The 16,960-nt window shown below is 39.5% G+C and carries 13 protein-coding genes; 6 read left to right on the top strand and 7 right to left on the bottom strand.

All coding sequences use genetic code 11. The annotated features are described in order from the left end of the window. Nucleotides 1–132 precede the first annotated feature (132 nt). Entirely contained in the window at nt 133–1,050 is a 918-nt protein-coding gene (locus tag JOC31_RS06085) for an LPXTG cell wall anchor domain-containing protein (protein WP_205017273.1), read from the top strand. Between the two features lie 134 nt (nt 1,051–1,184). Here JOC31_RS06085 and JOC31_RS06090 read toward each other — a convergent pair whose 3' ends face one another. From JOC31_RS06090 to nrdH, 7 genes are all read right to left on the bottom strand, one after another. Then, nucleotides 1,185–1,886, bottom strand: coding sequence for an LrgB family protein (locus tag JOC31_RS06090; protein WP_205017274.1), 702 nt, complete (start codon nt 1,884–1,886; stop codon nt 1,185–1,187). Further along, nucleotides 1,879–2,259 carry a CidA/LrgA family protein gene (locus JOC31_RS06095; RefSeq protein ID WP_205017275.1) on the bottom strand — a complete coding sequence of 127 codons (381 nt, stop codon included), beginning with the start codon at nt 2,257–2,259 and terminating at the stop codon, nt 1,879–1,881. Before JOC31_RS06095 ends, JOC31_RS06090 begins: the two co-directional genes overlap by 8 nt. Before the next feature lie 287 nt (nt 2,260–2,546). Continuing rightward, nucleotides 2,547–3,818, bottom strand: a complete 1,272-nt coding sequence (locus JOC31_RS06100; protein ID WP_205017276.1) for a hypothetical protein — start codon at nt 3,816–3,818, stop codon at nt 2,547–2,549. Then, nucleotides 3,799–5,160 carry a GHKL domain-containing protein gene (locus JOC31_RS06105; protein WP_205017277.1) on the bottom strand — a complete coding sequence of 454 codons (1,362 nt, stop codon included), beginning with the start codon at nt 5,158–5,160 and terminating at the stop codon, nt 3,799–3,801. The genes JOC31_RS06100 and JOC31_RS06105 overlap by 20 nt, the downstream gene beginning before the upstream one ends. A 364-nt stretch (nt 5,161–5,524) precedes the next feature. Further along, a complete protein-coding gene (nrdF, locus tag JOC31_RS06110) occupies nt 5,525–6,487 on the bottom strand; it encodes a class 1b ribonucleoside-diphosphate reductase subunit beta (RefSeq protein WP_205017278.1) in 963 nt (320 codons plus the stop codon). A gap of 214 nt (nt 6,488–6,701) precedes the next feature. Beyond that, nucleotides 6,702–8,861: a class 1b ribonucleoside-diphosphate reductase subunit alpha gene (nrdE, locus tag JOC31_RS06115; RefSeq protein ID WP_205017279.1), complete on the bottom strand. Its 2,160-nt coding sequence runs from the start codon at nt 8,859–8,861 to the stop codon at nt 6,702–6,704. 144 nt (nt 8,862–9,005) lie between these two features. Beyond that, entirely contained in the window at nt 9,006–9,230 is a 225-nt protein-coding gene (gene nrdH, locus JOC31_RS06120) for a glutaredoxin-like protein NrdH (RefSeq protein ID WP_205017280.1), read from the bottom strand. Nucleotides 9,231–9,545: 315 nt separating this feature from the next. On the opposite strand from nrdH, the gene acnA reads away from it, so the two are divergent. From acnA to ptsP, 5 genes are all read left to right on the top strand, one after another. Beyond that, a complete protein-coding gene (acnA, locus tag JOC31_RS06125; protein ID WP_205017281.1) occupies nt 9,546–12,209 on the top strand; it encodes an aconitate hydratase AcnA in 2,664 nt (887 codons plus the stop codon). Between the two features lies 1 nt (nt 12,210). Continuing rightward, the gene (locus JOC31_RS06130; RefSeq protein ID WP_205017282.1) at nt 12,211–13,329 is read left to right on the top strand and encodes a citrate synthase; all 1,119 of its coding nucleotides are present in this window, start codon (nt 12,211–12,213) and stop codon (nt 13,327–13,329) included. A 17-nt stretch (nt 13,330–13,346) separates the two neighbouring features. Beyond that, nucleotides 13,347–14,537: an NADP-dependent isocitrate dehydrogenase gene (icd, locus tag JOC31_RS06135; RefSeq protein WP_205017283.1), complete on the top strand. Its 1,191-nt coding sequence runs from the start codon at nt 13,347–13,349 to the stop codon at nt 14,535–14,537. Nucleotides 14,538–14,697: 160 nt separating this feature from the next. After that, nucleotides 14,698–14,961: a phosphocarrier protein HPr gene (locus tag JOC31_RS06140; RefSeq protein WP_205010018.1), complete on the top strand. Its 264-nt coding sequence runs from the start codon at nt 14,698–14,700 to the stop codon at nt 14,959–14,961. Nucleotides 14,962–14,963: 2 nt separating this feature from the next. After that, a complete protein-coding gene (gene ptsP, locus JOC31_RS06145) occupies nt 14,964–16,697 on the top strand; it encodes a phosphoenolpyruvate--protein phosphotransferase (RefSeq protein ID WP_205017284.1) in 1,734 nt (577 codons plus the stop codon). The last annotated feature ends 263 nt before the right edge of the window (nt 16,698–16,960 follow it).

The following is a 16,960-nucleotide window of genomic DNA, read 5'->3' on the forward strand; positions in this document are numbered from 1 at the left end:
TAACAACGACCTCCACTACTATTATACCGGAGGTCGTTTATCTAGTTTATGAAATTAATTTCTGAAAACGATATTTTCTTCATGCGTTTGTCGTGAGCTTCAGAAGCTGCTACTAATGCTTACAATGACAACTTGGAACGTGATGCCAACTACAAAAAACAAGCCATTTCAGAATTGAAAGGTTTGTCAACAGATGAGTTGCAACGTGAACTTGATGCTGTTTCAAATGTTGTTGGACAGTACCGTAACTCAAACGATGTTGATGGAGCAAGCAAAGCCCTTGATGCTATCTATACTGCAGCACGAGAAGTTTCAGAACAAAACTTGGCTAAAAAAGCTGACGACAGTAAGAAGGCAGAAGATACAGCTGCAAAAGATGCCTTTATTGCCGCTCTTCAAAAAGATGCTAACTACAAGAAACAAGCTATCTCAGAATTGGCAGGTCTTTCAAAAGATTCAGCAGATTCAGAGTTGCAACGTTATTTGACAGCTTTAACAAATCTTGTAGCTGACTATACTGCAAAAGCAGATGCAGAAGGTGCTGATTTTGCTAAACTTTCAGAACAAGCGAGTGCAGATATCGATGCTATCTATACTGCAGCACGAGAAGTTTCAGAACAAAACTTGGCTAAAAAAGCTGATGACAGCAAGAAAGCTGATGACAGCAAAAAAGCTGATGACAGCAAGAAAGCTGATGACAGCAAGAAAGCTGATGACAGCAAGAAAGCTGATGACATCAAGAAAGCTGATGACAGCAAGAAAGCTGATGACATCAAGAAAGCTGACGACAGCAAGAAAGCTGATGACATCAAGAAAGCTGATGACAATAAACAAACTAACGACGTCAAAAAAGCTACTCAAGCTGCAACAGAAGCGGTGACTGATCGTCGAGGTAAACCTTCGTATGCTGATAATACTGCAAAAGCTTCAGAAACTAAAAAAGCTGAATTGCCAACAACAGGTGAAGAATCATCAGTTACAGCTATTGCAGCAGGTGTGATGATGGCTACACTTGGTTTGGTTGGTATCAAAAAACGTAAACAACAGTAATCTTTAGCTACCAATAGTGTAAGCAACTAAAAAGAGCCGTAAGGCTCTTTTGTTATGTCTTGACTATTATTTGGACTATCGGGGATAGATGCGGGAAAACCTGTTTCTCATTTTGACGCTACTTTTGTAGGCTTTTAATACTGTTTGAGAATGAGTTGGGCGATAATTGGGCTGATGATGACGTACATGATTCCTGTGATTCCTATGGCTAAGCCTGCCATAGCACCTTGTACTGGTCCGTAGCGAAGGGCGGCACCTGTTCCTACAGCGTGACCTGTACCTCCTAGAGCTAATCCAACAGCGACAGGGTCATTGATATGGAGGAGTCTAAGGAAACTAGGTCCAATAACACTGGTCAAAATGCCGGTAACAACGACAACAACTAAGGTGACGGTGGTCATACCTCCCATCTTGTCACTGATACCAATTGCCATAGCAGTTGTAACTGATTTTGGAAAGAGGGAGATAGTTAAAAAATAATCCATCCCAAATATTTTTGCAATCAAAGCGGTGTACAGTGTATTGATTAGTGTAGAGATGCTGATACCGGCTAAGATAGAACGGTAATGGTGTTTCATAAGATGGAAATTTCGATAAAGTGGAATGGCTAGAGCTACTGTTGAAGGGACGATGAGTGTATTGAGGTAACTTCCTCCGACATAATAATTTTTGTAAGGGATTTTGGTGATTTCAAGAAATAGAATGATGAGCACCGTAGCAAAAAGTAGAGGAGTGGTTAAGGGGTTCGGAAAACGACGGTGGACTAAAATACCTATCAAATAGGCAAAAATGGAGAGGCTTAAGCCGAAAATAGGACTAGTAGTGAGTTCAGTCATGGTTTTTCTCCTTGTTTTGATAGTCCCCTTCGAAGTGTGTTTTGACCCAATTGACGACTAGTGCGATAGTCGCCAGATTAAGGAGTAGAGCTCCTAAAGTGATCAGTGTGATAGGGATGATATTGGGAGCGACTATGTTAAAACGCTCCATAATTCCGACACCTGCGGGTAAAAAGAGGATGGTCATATTAGCCAATAAAAATTCCCCTACCGTAAAGATGTGTCGTATTCTGACCACTTTGACCTGTAGTGCGATGAATAGCAGGATTAAACCAATGATTGATCCTGGGACAGGGAGTGAGAAAAAAGATGATATCCCTTCTCCGACTAAGGAAAAAAAGAGGATTATCATAAATTGAACATAAAGTTTCATATCGACCTCGTTTTAGATAGTGTTTCTACTTCTGCACCGATTGTCTGGGTGATTGGTGTAGAAGTGCAGTCATGTCTTTTAGTTTACTACTCTAAAATGGTTTTTCAAGTTGTTTTTTTAGAAAACTTCTATTTTAAGTGATTTTTTCAAGAAAAAGAAGCTGGGATAGTACATACATCCTGAGCTTCTTTTTTTTCATTTTCTTAGTCACGCATTCTATCGGAGGTTTTAGTAGCGATGACTAAAACTAGACTTCTCTTTTACAAGTTTAAAGAGGAGTTAGGTCTCTAGCTCATTTCGATAATATAGTTAATCTGTTCGGTAGTTTTAGTGATTTCCATAGACAGTTGAGGAGACCTTGCGAGGAGGTTTGAGATTTCCGGATACAGTTTTAAGGTTGATGACTTGATGTCGGTAAAGCAGTTATCCGAATGCTGTTGAGATGTAAAGCTTTCGAAAAGGAAAATGTGCTTGTTGTTGATACGGAAATAAGAAATGTGAAATTGGATTGGTTTTCGTTTAGGGCAGGCTGAAATATGATGAAAAATGAAATTAATGAGTTGGTAAAACTCGAGATCACTGATAGGGACGTGATTCAAGTCGGCTAAAAAATTCACTTGTAGTGTGATACCTTGTTGTCTCATTTTCAGCAAGTGTTCATGAAGTTGGTTACGGATAATATTAATTTTGATGTGACCAAGCTGCTTTAGGATGTTGCGATCTAGTTGATGCAAGAAAAAAGGAGTCTCTCTGAGAGAATGTACTTTTTGATTTTTTTTGTAAATATTCTCTAGGTAGCTGTAATAATTTTTTTGATACCTACTCTTATCGCTTAGGAGATTAAAGATATAGTGGTTGTAGTAATCAATATCTTCCAAGTGACGTCTCTCTTCTGAGTCGATGTTAAAAGCAAGTTGTTTTTTGGTTTGGTGACTTAGGTTGACCAGATCCCAAAGGATAAGGATTGTGTAGATCGCAAAGCTAGGTAACTGCCAAAAATGATTATCCAGATAGGCTTGTGGAAATGTATTTGGAAGGGCGTGGTGAAGTACCATTTGCAATAGGTAGAGAAGGTAAAAAGCAATCAGTAAACCAGTACTTCTAAAAGCTGCTGCACGATAATGTGCTTTATCCAGTTTTTGAATTAACGAAAAATCTATAGCGGATAATTTAACCAGTGAGAAAAAGAATGGGAATGATAGAAGGGCAGTATAAAAATTGAATGCCGAGATAGAGAAGTGACCTCCGTTGATTGCTGGTAGAATCAACAGGTAGATCATTTTTCTCAAATAGGTTGTGACAAGTGATGGGTAACAAGCTTGGATAAAGCGAATACCAGGAGCTTGGTTGGGGTGGAATCTATTGATGATGATAAGGAAAAAGAGTGGCGCGATAGGGAGGCTGAATTGAGCGCAATAGCTACTGGCTAGAAAATAAATAACGCCAAATAAGATGAATTGATTTGATTTAATTGAGATACCTGTGAATTGTTTAAAGATATACCACTCGACCAGAAAGAGAGCGGGGTACTCTAAAAAGTTATAGATGAGGTCGTTCATAAGTCTGTTTACTTTCTGTTGGACATTCTAATCGTTGTCTAAAGATGTATTTTCTACTAAGTGTATTCAGAGAGAGAGCGTGATTTTGATTTAGGATATCACGCACACGTTTTAGTCCCATGCCTTTACCATTCTTTTTACTGCTGTAGCCTTCTTTGAAAATATCAGTCAGATCAACCTGCTTCTCTTTGGTGCTGTTTTCGATGATAAAAACAGTGTTGTTTTCTTCGATGAATAAAGCTAGACTGATAGCTTTATTGGGAGATATAGCTGCAAAGTTGATAGCATTTTCGAATAGTTCGGTGACTAGGGTGATAAAGGGTAGGTCTTTGATAGGGTACTTGTCGATGGTATCAGGAATTTCGATGCTGACTTGGATACCTCTGTGCTGAGCTTCCAGTGACTTAGCCACTAAGAGTTGTTTTAAGTAAGGAAGTTGAATATTTTCCAAATTTTGTTTATTTCTATAATATTCCTGGCATTTGTCATCGTTGTTTTGGTTCTTATCAAGGTAAAGTTCCAAAGCTTCTGTCTGATTAGTTGATATAGCCTGACGAATAGCGTTAAAATCGTTGATATACTGTTTTTGTTGGTGATTGATATCGGTGTAGATGCTCTCTAGAAGTAGGTTGTACTCTGTAAGAGATCGCCGGTGTTCGGTACATTTTTCCTCTAATTTTTGTTTGTAATAAGTTTGAACTTTTTTTCCTATCTGGGATAGAATAGAGGTTTGGACTAGCGTTAGACTGAAGAAAATAAATTTTGAGAGGTAGCTCTCAATAGTAGGGTCGATATAAGATATGCTTATTGAAAATGTTGTATAAAGAACTAATATTACATCGAGTATTGTAAAAGGTGAGAATCTTAAGTAGTTATGCTTATTTGAAGTTTCGAGATTTTTGATTGCAATCGGGTCGAATTGGACAAGGATGAAAAATCCATGAATCATAGGTAAAATGAGTAAAATACCAAAGAGTTCGTAGTAAGCATTATCAGTGATATGGAAAGGTTTTAAAAATGTCGGTAGGACATAGAGTGAATAGAATTTATAGAGGGTGTCAAAGCTGACAATAGGGTAGAGAGAGTAGAAGACAAGTTCTGAAAAAGAAGATGCCTTTGTCCAAGTCCAGTATAGGAAGAAACAAATCATAACGATGCTAGGTAGGATTGGAATCGGTATGAGAGTACTGAGCACGTAGATGATAGCAAAGCCGATGTAAATGCTGGTAGGAATTTTAATTGTGCTAATGTACTTGAAAACACTGAGTTGTGTGATATAAATAATCAGATAAGTCAGTGTGACTCCCCAAATTGGAAAGCTGGATGAGATAGAGTGAAGCATGGAGCTCTCCTGAAAGTAATATTGATGATTTCAACAAGAAAGTTATCATTCTAATTATATCATAAAATGTATGGAGTTTGGGGATGATTGGTTTTGTTATTAAGGTTTGTGGTCGTTGAGTGGCAAGAGTTATGGAGGGAATTTTTTATAGTCTTTATAAACGTTATTTATCTAAGGTGTAGGAGTGTGGATCTGCTATATGTTAATTGCAATCTCTGGTTTTTGAGTGTTAAAATAGGAGATTTTCGCTATACTCTGAACTTTTCGACGTCACTATTAGTTGTGAAATGAGAGGTTGATGACCTTGTGTACTCCTTGGAGAAAGTATCAAAAAAAGACTCTTTGACGAGTCTTTCTAACTTGATTAAGCTTTACCGTAATCGTAATCGCTATCTGTCATTGCTTCTACTGTTCCCAAAAGGTAGCCGTTTCCGACTTGAGAGAAGAAGTCGTGGTTTGATGTTCCTGTTGAAATACCGTTCATAACAATAGGGTTGACATCATCTGCAGTATCAGGAAAGAGCGGGTCTTGTCCCAGGTTCATAAGAGCCTTGTTGGCGTTGTAACGAAGGAAAGTCATAACTTCCTCTGTCCAACCGACATTATCGTAGAGGGTTTTTGTATAGTTTTCTTCATTTTCATAGAGTTCATAAAGCAAATCATACATCCATTCGCGGAATTCCTCTTGCTTGTCTTCAGGTAATTCGTTGAAACCGAGTTGGAATTTGTAGCCGATGTAAGTGCCGTGAACAGACTCATCACGGATAATCAATTTGATAATTTCAGCGACGTTGGCGAGTTTGTTGTTACCTAAATAATACAGAGGGGTAAAGAAACCTGAATAAAAAAGGAACGTTTCTAGATACGTTGATGCCACTTTCTTTTGAAGAGCATCGCCGTTTTCATAAATATCATTGATGATTTTTGCTTTTTTCTGAAGGAATTCGTTGTTATTTGTCCATTCGAAAATATCTTCAATTTCTGACTTGGTATTGAGAGTTGAGAAGATAGATGAGTAGGATTTGGCGTGAACAGACTCCATGAACTGAATGTTGTTGAGAACTGCTTCTTCGTGTGGTGTACGCACGTCAGCACGGATAGCTTCTACACCAGATTCAGACTGCATGGTATCAAGAAGAGTCAATCCTCCGAAGACCTTACCAACCAGGTCTTTCTCCTCGTCGGAGAGTTTTCTCCAGTCGTCAAGGTCATTTGAAAGAGGGATACGAGTATCTAACCAAAACTGCTCTGTCAATTTCTCCCAAGTTGATTTATCGATGACATCTTCAATTTCGTTCCAGTTTATAGCTTTATAGTAGGTTGTCATGGCTTTCTCCTTGTTTATAGTTACCCTCTATTATACCATAAAAGTGATGCAAGGAAGGAAATAAAGAAGGGCTTCTTTGGGTTTTGAGAAGGTAAGTTTGTGTAAGTGTTTCTTGTATTTTGTTTGAGGTGTTTGTTTTTAGTTAAAGTAAAAACCTGAAGTTTACGAACGTCAGGTTTTTTGGTGTCTATTAAGTTTTAGCAGATTTAATCGCTTAAATCACACAGCTTTCACATTGGTTTGAACCAACTTCTTCACCGTCATCGGTATAAGTGCGGACGTAGTAGATTGACTTGATGCCTTTGTTATAGGCGTAGTTGCGTAGGATTGACAAGTCGCGTGTCGTCTGTTTGCTTTCTGTTTTCCATTCGTAGAGTTCCATTGGAAGCTCACTACGAAGGAAGAGCGTCATAGATAAACCTTGGTCTACGTGCTCTGTCGCAGCGGCATAAACATCAATCATCTTACGCATATCCATGTCGTAGGCTGATGTGTAGAATGGGATAGTATCTGTTGACAATCCGTTGGCAGGGTAATAAATCTTACCAATTTTCTTTTCTTGGCGCTCCTCGATACGTTGAGTGATTGGGTGGATAGAAGCAGAGCAATCATTGATATATGAGATAGAGCCGTTTGGTGCTACGGCAAGGCGGTTTTGGTGATAGAGGCCATCTTCCATAACGGCTTGACGGAGGGATTCCCAGTCTTCTGATTGAGGAATGAAGTGGTCTGCAAAGAGTTCTTTAACCTTGTCTGATTTCGGAACGAAACGTCCTGTTACGTATTTATCGAAATAGCTACCGTCAGCGTATTTTGAGTTTTCGAAACCGACGAAAGTAGCCTTTCGTTCACGGGCGATGTTATTTGACTCTACCAAAGTCCAATAGTTCATAAGCATAAAGTAGATGTCAGTAAATTCGATAGACTCTGGACTACCATAGGCGATATGGTGTTGTGCTAGATAGCTATGTAGTCCCATTGCTCCCAGTCCAAAGGTATGAGCTTGGCTATTGCCATTTTTAACAGTAGGAACGGCTTCGATACTTGATGAGTCTGTCACGAAGGTAAGGGCGCGTGTCATAGCCTTGATAGAACGACCGAAGTCAGGAGATGTCATCATGTTGAGGATATTGGTTGAACCGAGGTTACATGAGATGTCTGTCCCCATTTCAGTGAACTCTTGGGCATCATTAAGTTGACTTGGTTTTTGGACTTGGAGAATCTCAGAACACAAGTTAGACATAATAATCTTGCCATCAATTGGATTTGAGCGGTTAGCGATATCCACGTTGACAATATAAGGGTAGCCAGATTCTTGTTGTAGTTTTGAGATTTCAGTTTCTAGATCACGAGCATTGATTTTAGTTTTGGTAATCTTAGGATTGGCAACTAGCTCATCGTACATTTCAGTGATGTCGATATAGTTGAAAGGCACACCGTACTCTTTTTCGACAGTATAAGGGCTAAAAAGGTACATGTCTTCGTTGTTGCGTGCTAGCTCGTAGAATTTATCAGGAACGGTTACGCCAAGTGACAGTGTTTTAACACGTACTTTTTCATCGGCATTTTCTTTCTTAGTTGATAGAAAAGCGATAATATCTGGGTGGAAGACGTTTAGGTAAACAACACCAGCACCTTGGCGTTGACCGAGTTGATTTGAGTAAGAGAAGCTATCTTCGAACAACTTCATAACAGGAACAACACCTGAGGCTGCTCCCTCGTAGCCTTTGATAGGAGCACCAGCTTCACGTAAGTTGTTAAGTGAGATACCAACACCACCACCGATACGAGATAATTGCAGTGCAGAGTTGATGGAACGACCGATTGCATTCATATCATCAGTGACTTGGATCAAGAAACATGATACCAACTCACCACGTCGGCTACGACCGGCATTTAAGAAAGATGGTGTAGCTGGTTGGTAGCGTTGATGGATCATTTCCATAGCGAGGTCATGTGCTAATGCTTCGTTACCGTCAGCAAAGTAGAGGGCATTGAACATGACACGGTCTTCGATATTTTCAAGGTAGTAATCACCATCGTTTGTCTTCAAAGCGTACTGTTGATAGAATTTGTAAGCAGCCATGAAAGACTTGAATTGGAAGTTTTGTTCTTTAAGATCACTTGCCAATTGTTCAATAAAGGTTGGGTTATACTTGGCGATGAATTCAGACTCGATGTAATCGTGCTCGATGAGGTAGCTGATTTTATCGGTCATGCTATCGAAAGCCATTGTATTTGGATGAACGTTTTCCTTAAAGAAAGCTTCAAGAGCTTCCTTATCTTTGTGGAGTGGAATTTTTCCGTTAATAGGGCGATTAATTTCGTTGTTGAGGCGGAAGTAGGATACGTCGCCTAAATCTTTAAGACTCATTGTTGGATTTCCTTTTTGATGTCAGAAAGAGGACGAGAAGGTTGTTAGATGATTTAAAAATAGTCTAACGGTCGTCAGCAGTCCTCTTTACTAGATTGATTTGATGAAGGTTTGTTCTCAGTGAATCAAGCCTTGTTATTGCATTTAGATAATTTCTTTTAATTTAGCAGGTTGGAAACCAGAAAAGACGATATCGCCAGCTTCAATAACAGGAGCGGCTGTAAATCCTAAACCTTTGACGTAATCGATTTTTTCAGGATGTTCGTCAATGTTGATTTCTTCAAAATCAGCGCCCTCTTTTTCCAAGAATTTTTTTGTCATCTTGCATTGCATGCAATTATTTTTTGAAAATAGCGTGATAGTAGCCATGATATCTCTCCTCTTTTAGTGTTTTAAATGTAAGTTGTTTTACCGAGGAAAATTGTGATAAAACTTTTTTCTTGATAAAACAGGACTTAAATAGAATACCCAAATTATGGAAAAAAAGCAACGATTTTTTCTTTCTCTAACACAATATTTTGTGCTTTTATTGCGTAGGTATCCCTATATCTTGTGGTTGTAGGCTTTTAAAGACTTTTAACAGAAAATGTTACTTTTTGTAACATTATGTGACATATGAGATTTGAAAAAGTCTTTATTTGGTGTTATTATGTTAAAAAACATAACATAAAACAGGAGGTTGTTATGACTGAATATACAAATGTATTGTTGAAAGATGGAAAAAAATACCATTATTATGATTTGAAGACTATTTTTGAAAAAAGTAAACGCCCTGTATCTGACTATCCCTACACACTTCGTATCCTATTAGAGAGTCTTATGCGTAAATTGGATGGTTTGGATGTTACTAAAAATCACATTTCGAATATTTTGAATTTTCCAAACAACCTACCTAGTGAAGAGATTCCGTTTAAACCGAGTCGTGTAATTCTCCAAGACTTTACAGGGGTTCCTGTGGTTGTTGATTTAGCCTCTATGCGTGATGCGATTGTCAAAAACGGCGGGACTGCCGATATGATCAATCCAGAAATTCCGGTAGACTTGGTGATTGACCATAGTGTCCAAGTGGATTTCTTTGGTTGTGATACAGCGCTTGAGGATAATGTCAATTTGGAGTTTAAGCGTAACAATGAACGCTATGAATTTTTAAAATGGGCAGAGTCGTCATTTGATAACTATCGAGCTGTTCCACCAGCAACGGGTATTATCCACCAGGTCAATATTGAATTTCTTTCTGATGTTGTTATCGAAAAAGATGGGATGCTATATCCGGATTCAATGTTTGGAACAGACAGTCATACAACGATGATTAATGGTATCGGTGTTTTAGGCTGGGGTGTCGGTGGTATCGAGGCTGAAGCAGCCATGCTTGGAGAAGCTTCTTACTTCCCAGTACCAGAGGTTATTGGTGTTCGCCTCACAGGAAGTTTACCGAAAATTGCGACTGCTACAGATCTGGCGCTCAAAATCACACAAGTACTACGTCAGGAAAATGTGGTTGGCAAATTTGTGGAGTATTTTGGTGACGGCTTGTCGTCACTCTCTTTAGCTGATCGAGCAACGATTGCTAATATGGCACCTGAGTACGGAGCGACTTGTGGTTATTTCCCAATTGATGACGAGACGCTTAATTACATGCGGTTAACGAATCGTGATGAAGACCATATCGCCTTGACAGAACAGTACGCAAAAGCTAATCATTTGTTCTACGACCCAACTACAGTACCTACTTACAGCAAGGTTGTTGAAGTTAATTTGTCAGATGTTAAACCATCTATTTCAGGACCAAAACGTCCGCAGGATTTAATCTTGCTTTCAGATGCCAAGGATGCCTTTCAAGATGCCCTTGTTCGTGAAGCAGGTGTTCAAGGATTCGGTTTGGAAAAAGACGAATTAGAAAAAGAAGCAATAGTGCATTTTGAAGATCATGATGAAACGATTAGGACTGGACATGTTGCGATTGCTGCTATCACCTCTTGTACCAATACTTCTAATCCCTATGTTCTTATGGCGGCAGGTTTATTAGCTAAAAATGCTGTTGAGAAAGGACTTGCTGTCTCTAAAACTGTTAAAACGTCTTTGGCTCCAGGCTCTAAGGTGGTCACAGCTTATTTGGCAGCGAGTGGCTTGCAGTCTTACTTAGACCAACTTGGTTTTAATGTTGTTGGTTACGGTTGTACAACTTGTATCGGTAATTCAGGTAATTTGATGCCAGAGGTGGCTAAAGCCATTGTAGATGAAGATTTACTGGTTTCGGCGGTTCTTTCTGGAAATCGTAACTTTGAAGGACGTATCAATCCTTTAGTGAAAGCAAACTACCTTGCTAGTCCACCGCTTGTGGTCGCTTATGCGCTTGCTGGCAATACTAATATTGACTTGACCAGTGAGCCACTTGGTTTTGATAAAAATGGCAGAGCAGTTTATTTAGATGACATCATGCCAAGTAGAGATGAGATTGAAGACTATGTTTCGACCTATGTGACACGTCAGCTATTTGCCACAGAGTACAAACAAGTCTTTACCGATAGCGACAAATGGAATGCTATTCCAACTAAGTCTAGTCAGGTTTTTGATTGGAATGAGTCATCCACCTATATCCAAAATCCTCCTTATTTTGAAGGGTTAACGGATGACTTAGCCATTAAGACTTTAAAGGATCTCAGTGTTTTAGCTAAGTTTGGTGATACTGTAACGACAGATCACATTTCGCCAGCAGGAAATATTGCGCGTAATAGTCCAGCTGCCACTTATTTGAAGCAAAATGGTGTTGATTATATGGATTTCAACTCTTACGGCAGTCGTCGTGGGAATCATGAAGTTATGATGCGTGGTACCTTTGCCAATATTCGGATCAAAAATGAGTTGGCTCAAGGGAAAATTGGTGGTTACACGGATTATGAGGGGGATATCATCCCGATTTATGATGCCGCTATGGCATACCGTGACAAAGGGCAAGGGACTATTGTTATCGCTGGAAAAGACTACGGCATGGGTTCTAGCCGAGATTGGGCTGCCAAAGGAACGAATCTTCTAGGTGTTAAGGTTGTCTTGGCAGAATCCTTTGAGCGTATCCATCGTTCTAACTTGGTTATGATGGGGATTTTACCTTTGCAATTTTTGGAGGGAGATACAGCACAGAGTCTCGGTTTAACAGGGAAAGAGACTTACTCTGTTGATTTATCAACAGATCCTGGTGTTAACGATATCGTGACAGTGACAGCTCTTTCTGATGGCCTTGAAAAAACATTTTCTGCTTTGGTGCGTTTTGATGCAGATGCCGATATTCGCTATTATAAAAATGGTGGTATCTTACCTATGGTGGTTCGTAAAAAGTTGAAAGGGGTTTAATATGACAGTAAGTAATGGTTTGAAAGATATGATAGCCTGTGACACGCGTATTTCATCGATAAGTGATGATCGGCTATCTTATGGTGGCTATGATATTTCAGAATTGATGACTAATAAAGCGACTTTTGAAGAAGTGATTTACTTGCTCTGGAATGGTCACCTACCGACACAAATAGAGTACAATCATTTTGTCAAAGAACTGAGAGCTAATTACACGATTAGCGATGCCATCGAGCAATGTCTGTTGATTCAATCACGTCCGCACCTTCATCCTATGAGTGTGCTACGGTCAACGGTTTCCCTCTTGGGAGTCTATAACTTACAGGCAGAAGAAAGATCGGTAGAAGCTGTTTATGAACAAAGTGTTCAGTTGATGGCTAAGATACCAACTATTATTGCAGCTTTTGCACGACTTAGAACAGGACAACAACCTATTGAACCTAGGGAAGATTTAGGCTTTGCAGCTAATTTCTTGTATATGTTAAATGGCGAAGAACCGTCTAACTTGGAAATTGAAGCCATGAACAAAGCTTTGATTCTTCATGCAGACCATGAATTGAATGCCTCAACGTTTGCAGCGCGTGTCTGTGCATCCACTCTGACAGATATCTATTCTTGTGTGACAACAGCTATAGGTGCTCTCAAAGGTCCCTTGCATGGTGGCGCTAATGAACGTGTCTTTGATATGTTGGTTGAAATTCGAGAATTAGGAGACGTAGAGGCTTACCTATCTGAAAAATTAGCATCTAAGGAAAAAATTATGGGGTTTGGCCACCGTGTTTATAAAACGGTTGATCCAAGGGAGACTTATCTCAGAGAGATGGCTCAGGCTCTAACAGCAGGAACACAGGAGCAAGAACTCTTTGATATTTCTCGACAAATAGAGCTTTTTATGAAAGAGAAGAAAGGGTTGATTCCTAATGTCGATTTTTATTCAGCGACGGTATATCATGTTTTGGGGATTGATAGTAGTATTTTTACCTTGATTTTTGCAATGAGCCGTGTGTCTGGGTGGATTGCCCATATTCAAGAACAACAAAAACACAATAAATTGATTCGACCTAGATCAGCTTATAAAGGCTTATCTCACTTGGAATATATTCCAATCAATAGACGCTAAATAAAGGAGAAGAAGCGATGGCAGAAAAACTAGTAATGACAAGTCAAGGGTTGGCTGTCCCTGATCATCTTGTTATTCCCTACATTGAAGGGGATGGTATCGGTAAGGACATTTGGGCAGCCTCTAAGGAGATAATTGACCGTGCTGTTTCGGTGGCTTATGCAGGCGAGCGCTCTATCGAGTGGAAGGAGGTTTTAGCGGGTAAGAAAAGCTTCGACATGACAGGAGAATGGCTACCAGAAGGGACTTTGTCCAGTATCAAAGAGCATCTTGTTGCGATTAAAGGACCGCTTGAAACTCCTGTTGGAGGAGGTATTCGTTCATTGAATGTTGCTCTTCGTCAAGACTTGGATTTATATGCCTGTGTACGTCCTGTCCGTTATTTTGAGGGTGTTTCGAGCCCTCTGAAACATCCTGAAAAGACAGACATCACCATTTTTCGTGAAAATACCGAGGACATCTACGCGGGAATCGAATGGGATAGCGAATCGGTAGAAGTTAATAAAGTGATTCGATTTCTAAAAGAGGAGATGGCCGTATCAAAAATTCGTTTTCCGGAGACATCTAGTATCGGGATAAAACCGATTTCTAGCGAGGGTAGTAAACGCCTGATTCACTCTGCGATTGATTATACCCTCAAAAATGGTCTAACAAAAGTTACCCTTGTTCATAAGGGAAATATTCAAAAATTTACAGAAGGTGGTTTTAGAAAGTGGGGCTATGAGTTGGCACAGAAAGAATATGCTGACGCTTTATCTGATGGACGTTTGGTAGTGGATGATATTATCGCAGATAACTTTTTACAGCAAATTTTACTTAATCCAGAGCGTTTTGATGTTGTGGCTCTGACCAATCTCAATGGTGACTATGCTAGCGATGCTCTAGCAGCTCAAGTGGGAGGAATAGGTATCTCACCTGGTGCCAATATCAATTATGAGACAGGTCATGCTATCTTTGAAGCGACACATGGGACAGCCCCAGATATAGCAGGGCAAAATATCGCCAACCCCTCGTCACTCTTGTTGTCGGCTTGTATGATGCTTAACTATCTCTCTTGGTATGAAGCAGCAGAGTTTATTGAAAGAGCCTTAGAGGACACTTTGTCAAACCACGAGATGACTGCTGATTTAGCTAGTCAAATTGAAGGTGTAACTCCTCTATCAACAACTGATTTTGCATCTTGTCTTTTACAAAAAATAGCAAGGTAATATATATAGAAGAAAAATGAAAAAAGTGGAAAGGGATTTCAAGTTTTTTCCACAAAACAATTTTTTACCTTGAAAAAATAGTCAAGATATGCTATACTAAAAAATGTAAGGGTTATCAAAATAACCCCAAAAATTCAAACATTAAAAAGGAGAATCCACTATGGCTTCTAAAGATTTCCACATTGTTGCAGAAACAGGTATCCACGCACGTCCAGCTACTTTGCTTGTTCAAACAGCTAGCAAATTCGCTTCAGACATCACTTTGGACTACAAAGGTAAATCAGTAAACCTTAAATCAATCATGGGTGTTATGAGCCTTGGTGTTGGTCAAGGTGCTGACGTTACAATCTCAGCTGAAGGTGCAGACGCAGACGATGCAATCGCAGCTATCGACGAAACAATGACAAAAGAAGGATTGGCATAATAATGACAGAATTGCTTAAAGGAATTGCAGCATCTGATGGTGTTGCCGTTGCTAAAGCATATCTACTTGTTCAACCGGATTTGTCATTCGAGACTGTCTCAGTCGAGGATACAAGTGCAGAAGAGGCTCGTTTAGATGCTGCCCTTGAGGCATCACAAAACGAGCTTTCTGTTATCCGTGAGAAAGCAGTAGATACGCTTGGTGAAGAAGCAGCAGCCGTTTTTGATGCACACTTGATGGTTCTTGCTGACCCAGAAATGACTGGTCAAATTAAAGAAACAATTCGTGCGAAACAAGTTAACGCTGAGAGTGCTTTGACAGAAGTTACTGATATGTTCATCACAATCTTCGAAGGTATGGAAGATAACCCATACATGCAAGAACGTGCTGCAGATATCCGTGACGTTACAAAACGTGTCTTGGCTAACCTTCTTGGTGTTAAATTGCCTAACCCAGCAGCTATCAGCGAAGAGTCAATCGTTATTGCACATGACTTGACTCCTTCAGATACTGCACAGTTGGACAAAAACTTTGTTAAAGCTTTTGTAACTAACATCGGTGGACGTACAAGTCACTCAGCTATTATGGCTCGTACCCTTGAAATCGCTGCTGTTCTTGGTACAAACAACATTACTGAACTTGTTAAAGATGGTGATGTTCTTGCTGTTAATGGTATTACTGGTGAAGTGATCATTAACCCTACAGATGAACAAGTTGCAGAATTTAAAGCAGCTGGTGAAGCTTACGCTCAACAAAAAGCTGAGTGGGCTCTTCTTAAAGACGCAGAAACTGTTACAGCTGATGGTAAACACTTTGAGTTGGCAGCTAATATCGGTACACCTAAAGACGTTGAGGGTGTAAACGATAATGGTGCAGAAGCAGTTGGTCTTTATCGTACAGAGTTCCTTTACATGGATTCACAAGATTTCCCAACTGAAGATGAACAGTACGAAGCTTATAAAGCTGTTCTTGAAGGAATGAACGGAAAACCTGTTGTGGTTCGTACAATGGATATCGGTGGAGATAAGGAACTTCCTTACTTTGACCTTCCAAATGAAATGAACCCATTCCTTGGTTTCCGTGCTTTGCGTATCTCAATTTCTGAGACAGGCGATGCAATGTTCCGTACACAAATTCGTGCCCTTCTTCGTGCATCAGTACATGGTCAATTACGTATCATGTTCCCAATGGTAGCTCTTCTTAAAGAATTCCGTGCAGCTAAAGCTGTATTTGATGAAGAAAAAGCTAACCTTAAAGCTGAAGGTGTCGCTGTTTCAGATGATATCCAAGTTGGTATCATGATTGAAATTCCAGCTGCAGCAATGCTTGCTGACCAATTCGCAAAAGAAGTTGACTTCTTCTCAATTGGTACAAATGACCTTATCCAATACACAATGGCAGCTGACCGTATGAACGAACAAGTCTCATACCTTTACCAACCATATAACCCATCTATCCTTCGTTTGATTAACAATGTTATCAAAGCAGCACATGCTGAAGGTAAATGGGCTGGTATGTGTGGTGAGATGGCAGGTGATCAACAAGCGGTTCCGCTTCTTGTTGGTATGGGACTTGATGAGTTCTCTATGTCAGCAACCTCAGTTCTTCGTACACGTAGCTTGATGAAAAAACTTGATACAGCAAAAATGCAAGAGTACGCAAACCGTGCCCTTACAGAATGTTCAACTGCTGAGGAAGTTCTTGAGCTCGAAAAAGAATATGTCAATTTTGACTAATAACTAATAAAAAGGGGGGCTTTCCCCTTTTTATTCTAATCTTGATAGAAAACGCTATCAATTCGAAATTTTCTGAATTTATTGACTTCAATATATTGAATTTTTTATGAAAAATGATAGAATAAACTTATGGTAGTTATGAGGTCTATTTTACATAGTAAATAGTTGAATTAATTTCAAATCATGCTAAAATAAGTTTATAAAATTTGTACCAATTGGTACAGGTTTTGGAATTTTAGTTTTATTAACCTCATAAATAAAAA

The organism is Streptococcus saliviloxodontae (genome assembly GCF_016908655.1).
Lineage (GTDB): Bacteria > Bacillota > Bacilli > Lactobacillales > Streptococcaceae > Streptococcus > Streptococcus saliviloxodontae.

Bases quoted from the DNA above. Each gene is read 5' to 3' on its own strand.
- JOC31_RS06100 (WP_205017276.1), bottom strand. From the start codon at position 3,818: ATGAACGACCTCATCTATAACTTTTTAGAGTACCCCGCTCTCTTTCTG.
- icd (WP_205017283.1), top strand. From the start codon at position 13,347: ATGGCAGAAAAACTAGTAATGACAAGTCAAGGGTTGGCTGTCCCTGAT.
- nrdF (WP_205017278.1), bottom strand. From the start codon at position 6,487: ATGACAACCTACTATAAAGCTATAAACTGGAACGAAATTGAAGATGTC.
- ptsP (WP_205017284.1), top strand. From the start codon at position 14,964: ATGACAGAATTGCTTAAAGGAATTGCAGCATCTGATGGTGTTGCCGTT.
- acnA (WP_205017281.1), top strand. From the start codon at position 9,546: ATGACTGAATATACAAATGTATTGTTGAAAGATGGAAAAAAATACCAT.
- JOC31_RS06090 (WP_205017274.1), bottom strand. From the start codon at position 1,886: ATGACTGAACTCACTACTAGTCCTATTTTCGGCTTAAGCCTCTCCATT.
- nrdH (WP_205017280.1), bottom strand. From the start codon at position 9,230: ATGGCTACTATCACGCTATTTTCAAAAAATAATTGCATGCAATGCAAG.
- JOC31_RS06140 (WP_205010018.1), top strand. From the start codon at position 14,698: ATGGCTTCTAAAGATTTCCACATTGTTGCAGAAACAGGTATCCACGCA.
- JOC31_RS06130 (WP_205017282.1), top strand. From the start codon at position 12,211: ATGACAGTAAGTAATGGTTTGAAAGATATGATAGCCTGTGACACGCGT.
- nrdE (WP_205017279.1), bottom strand. From the start codon at position 8,861: ATGAGTCTTAAAGATTTAGGCGACGTATCCTACTTCCGCCTCAACAAC.
- JOC31_RS06105 (WP_205017277.1), bottom strand. From the start codon at position 5,160: ATGCTTCACTCTATCTCATCCAGCTTTCCAATTTGGGGAGTCACACTG.
- JOC31_RS06095 (WP_205017275.1), bottom strand. From the start codon at position 2,259: ATGAAACTTTATGTTCAATTTATGATAATCCTCTTTTTTTCCTTAGTC.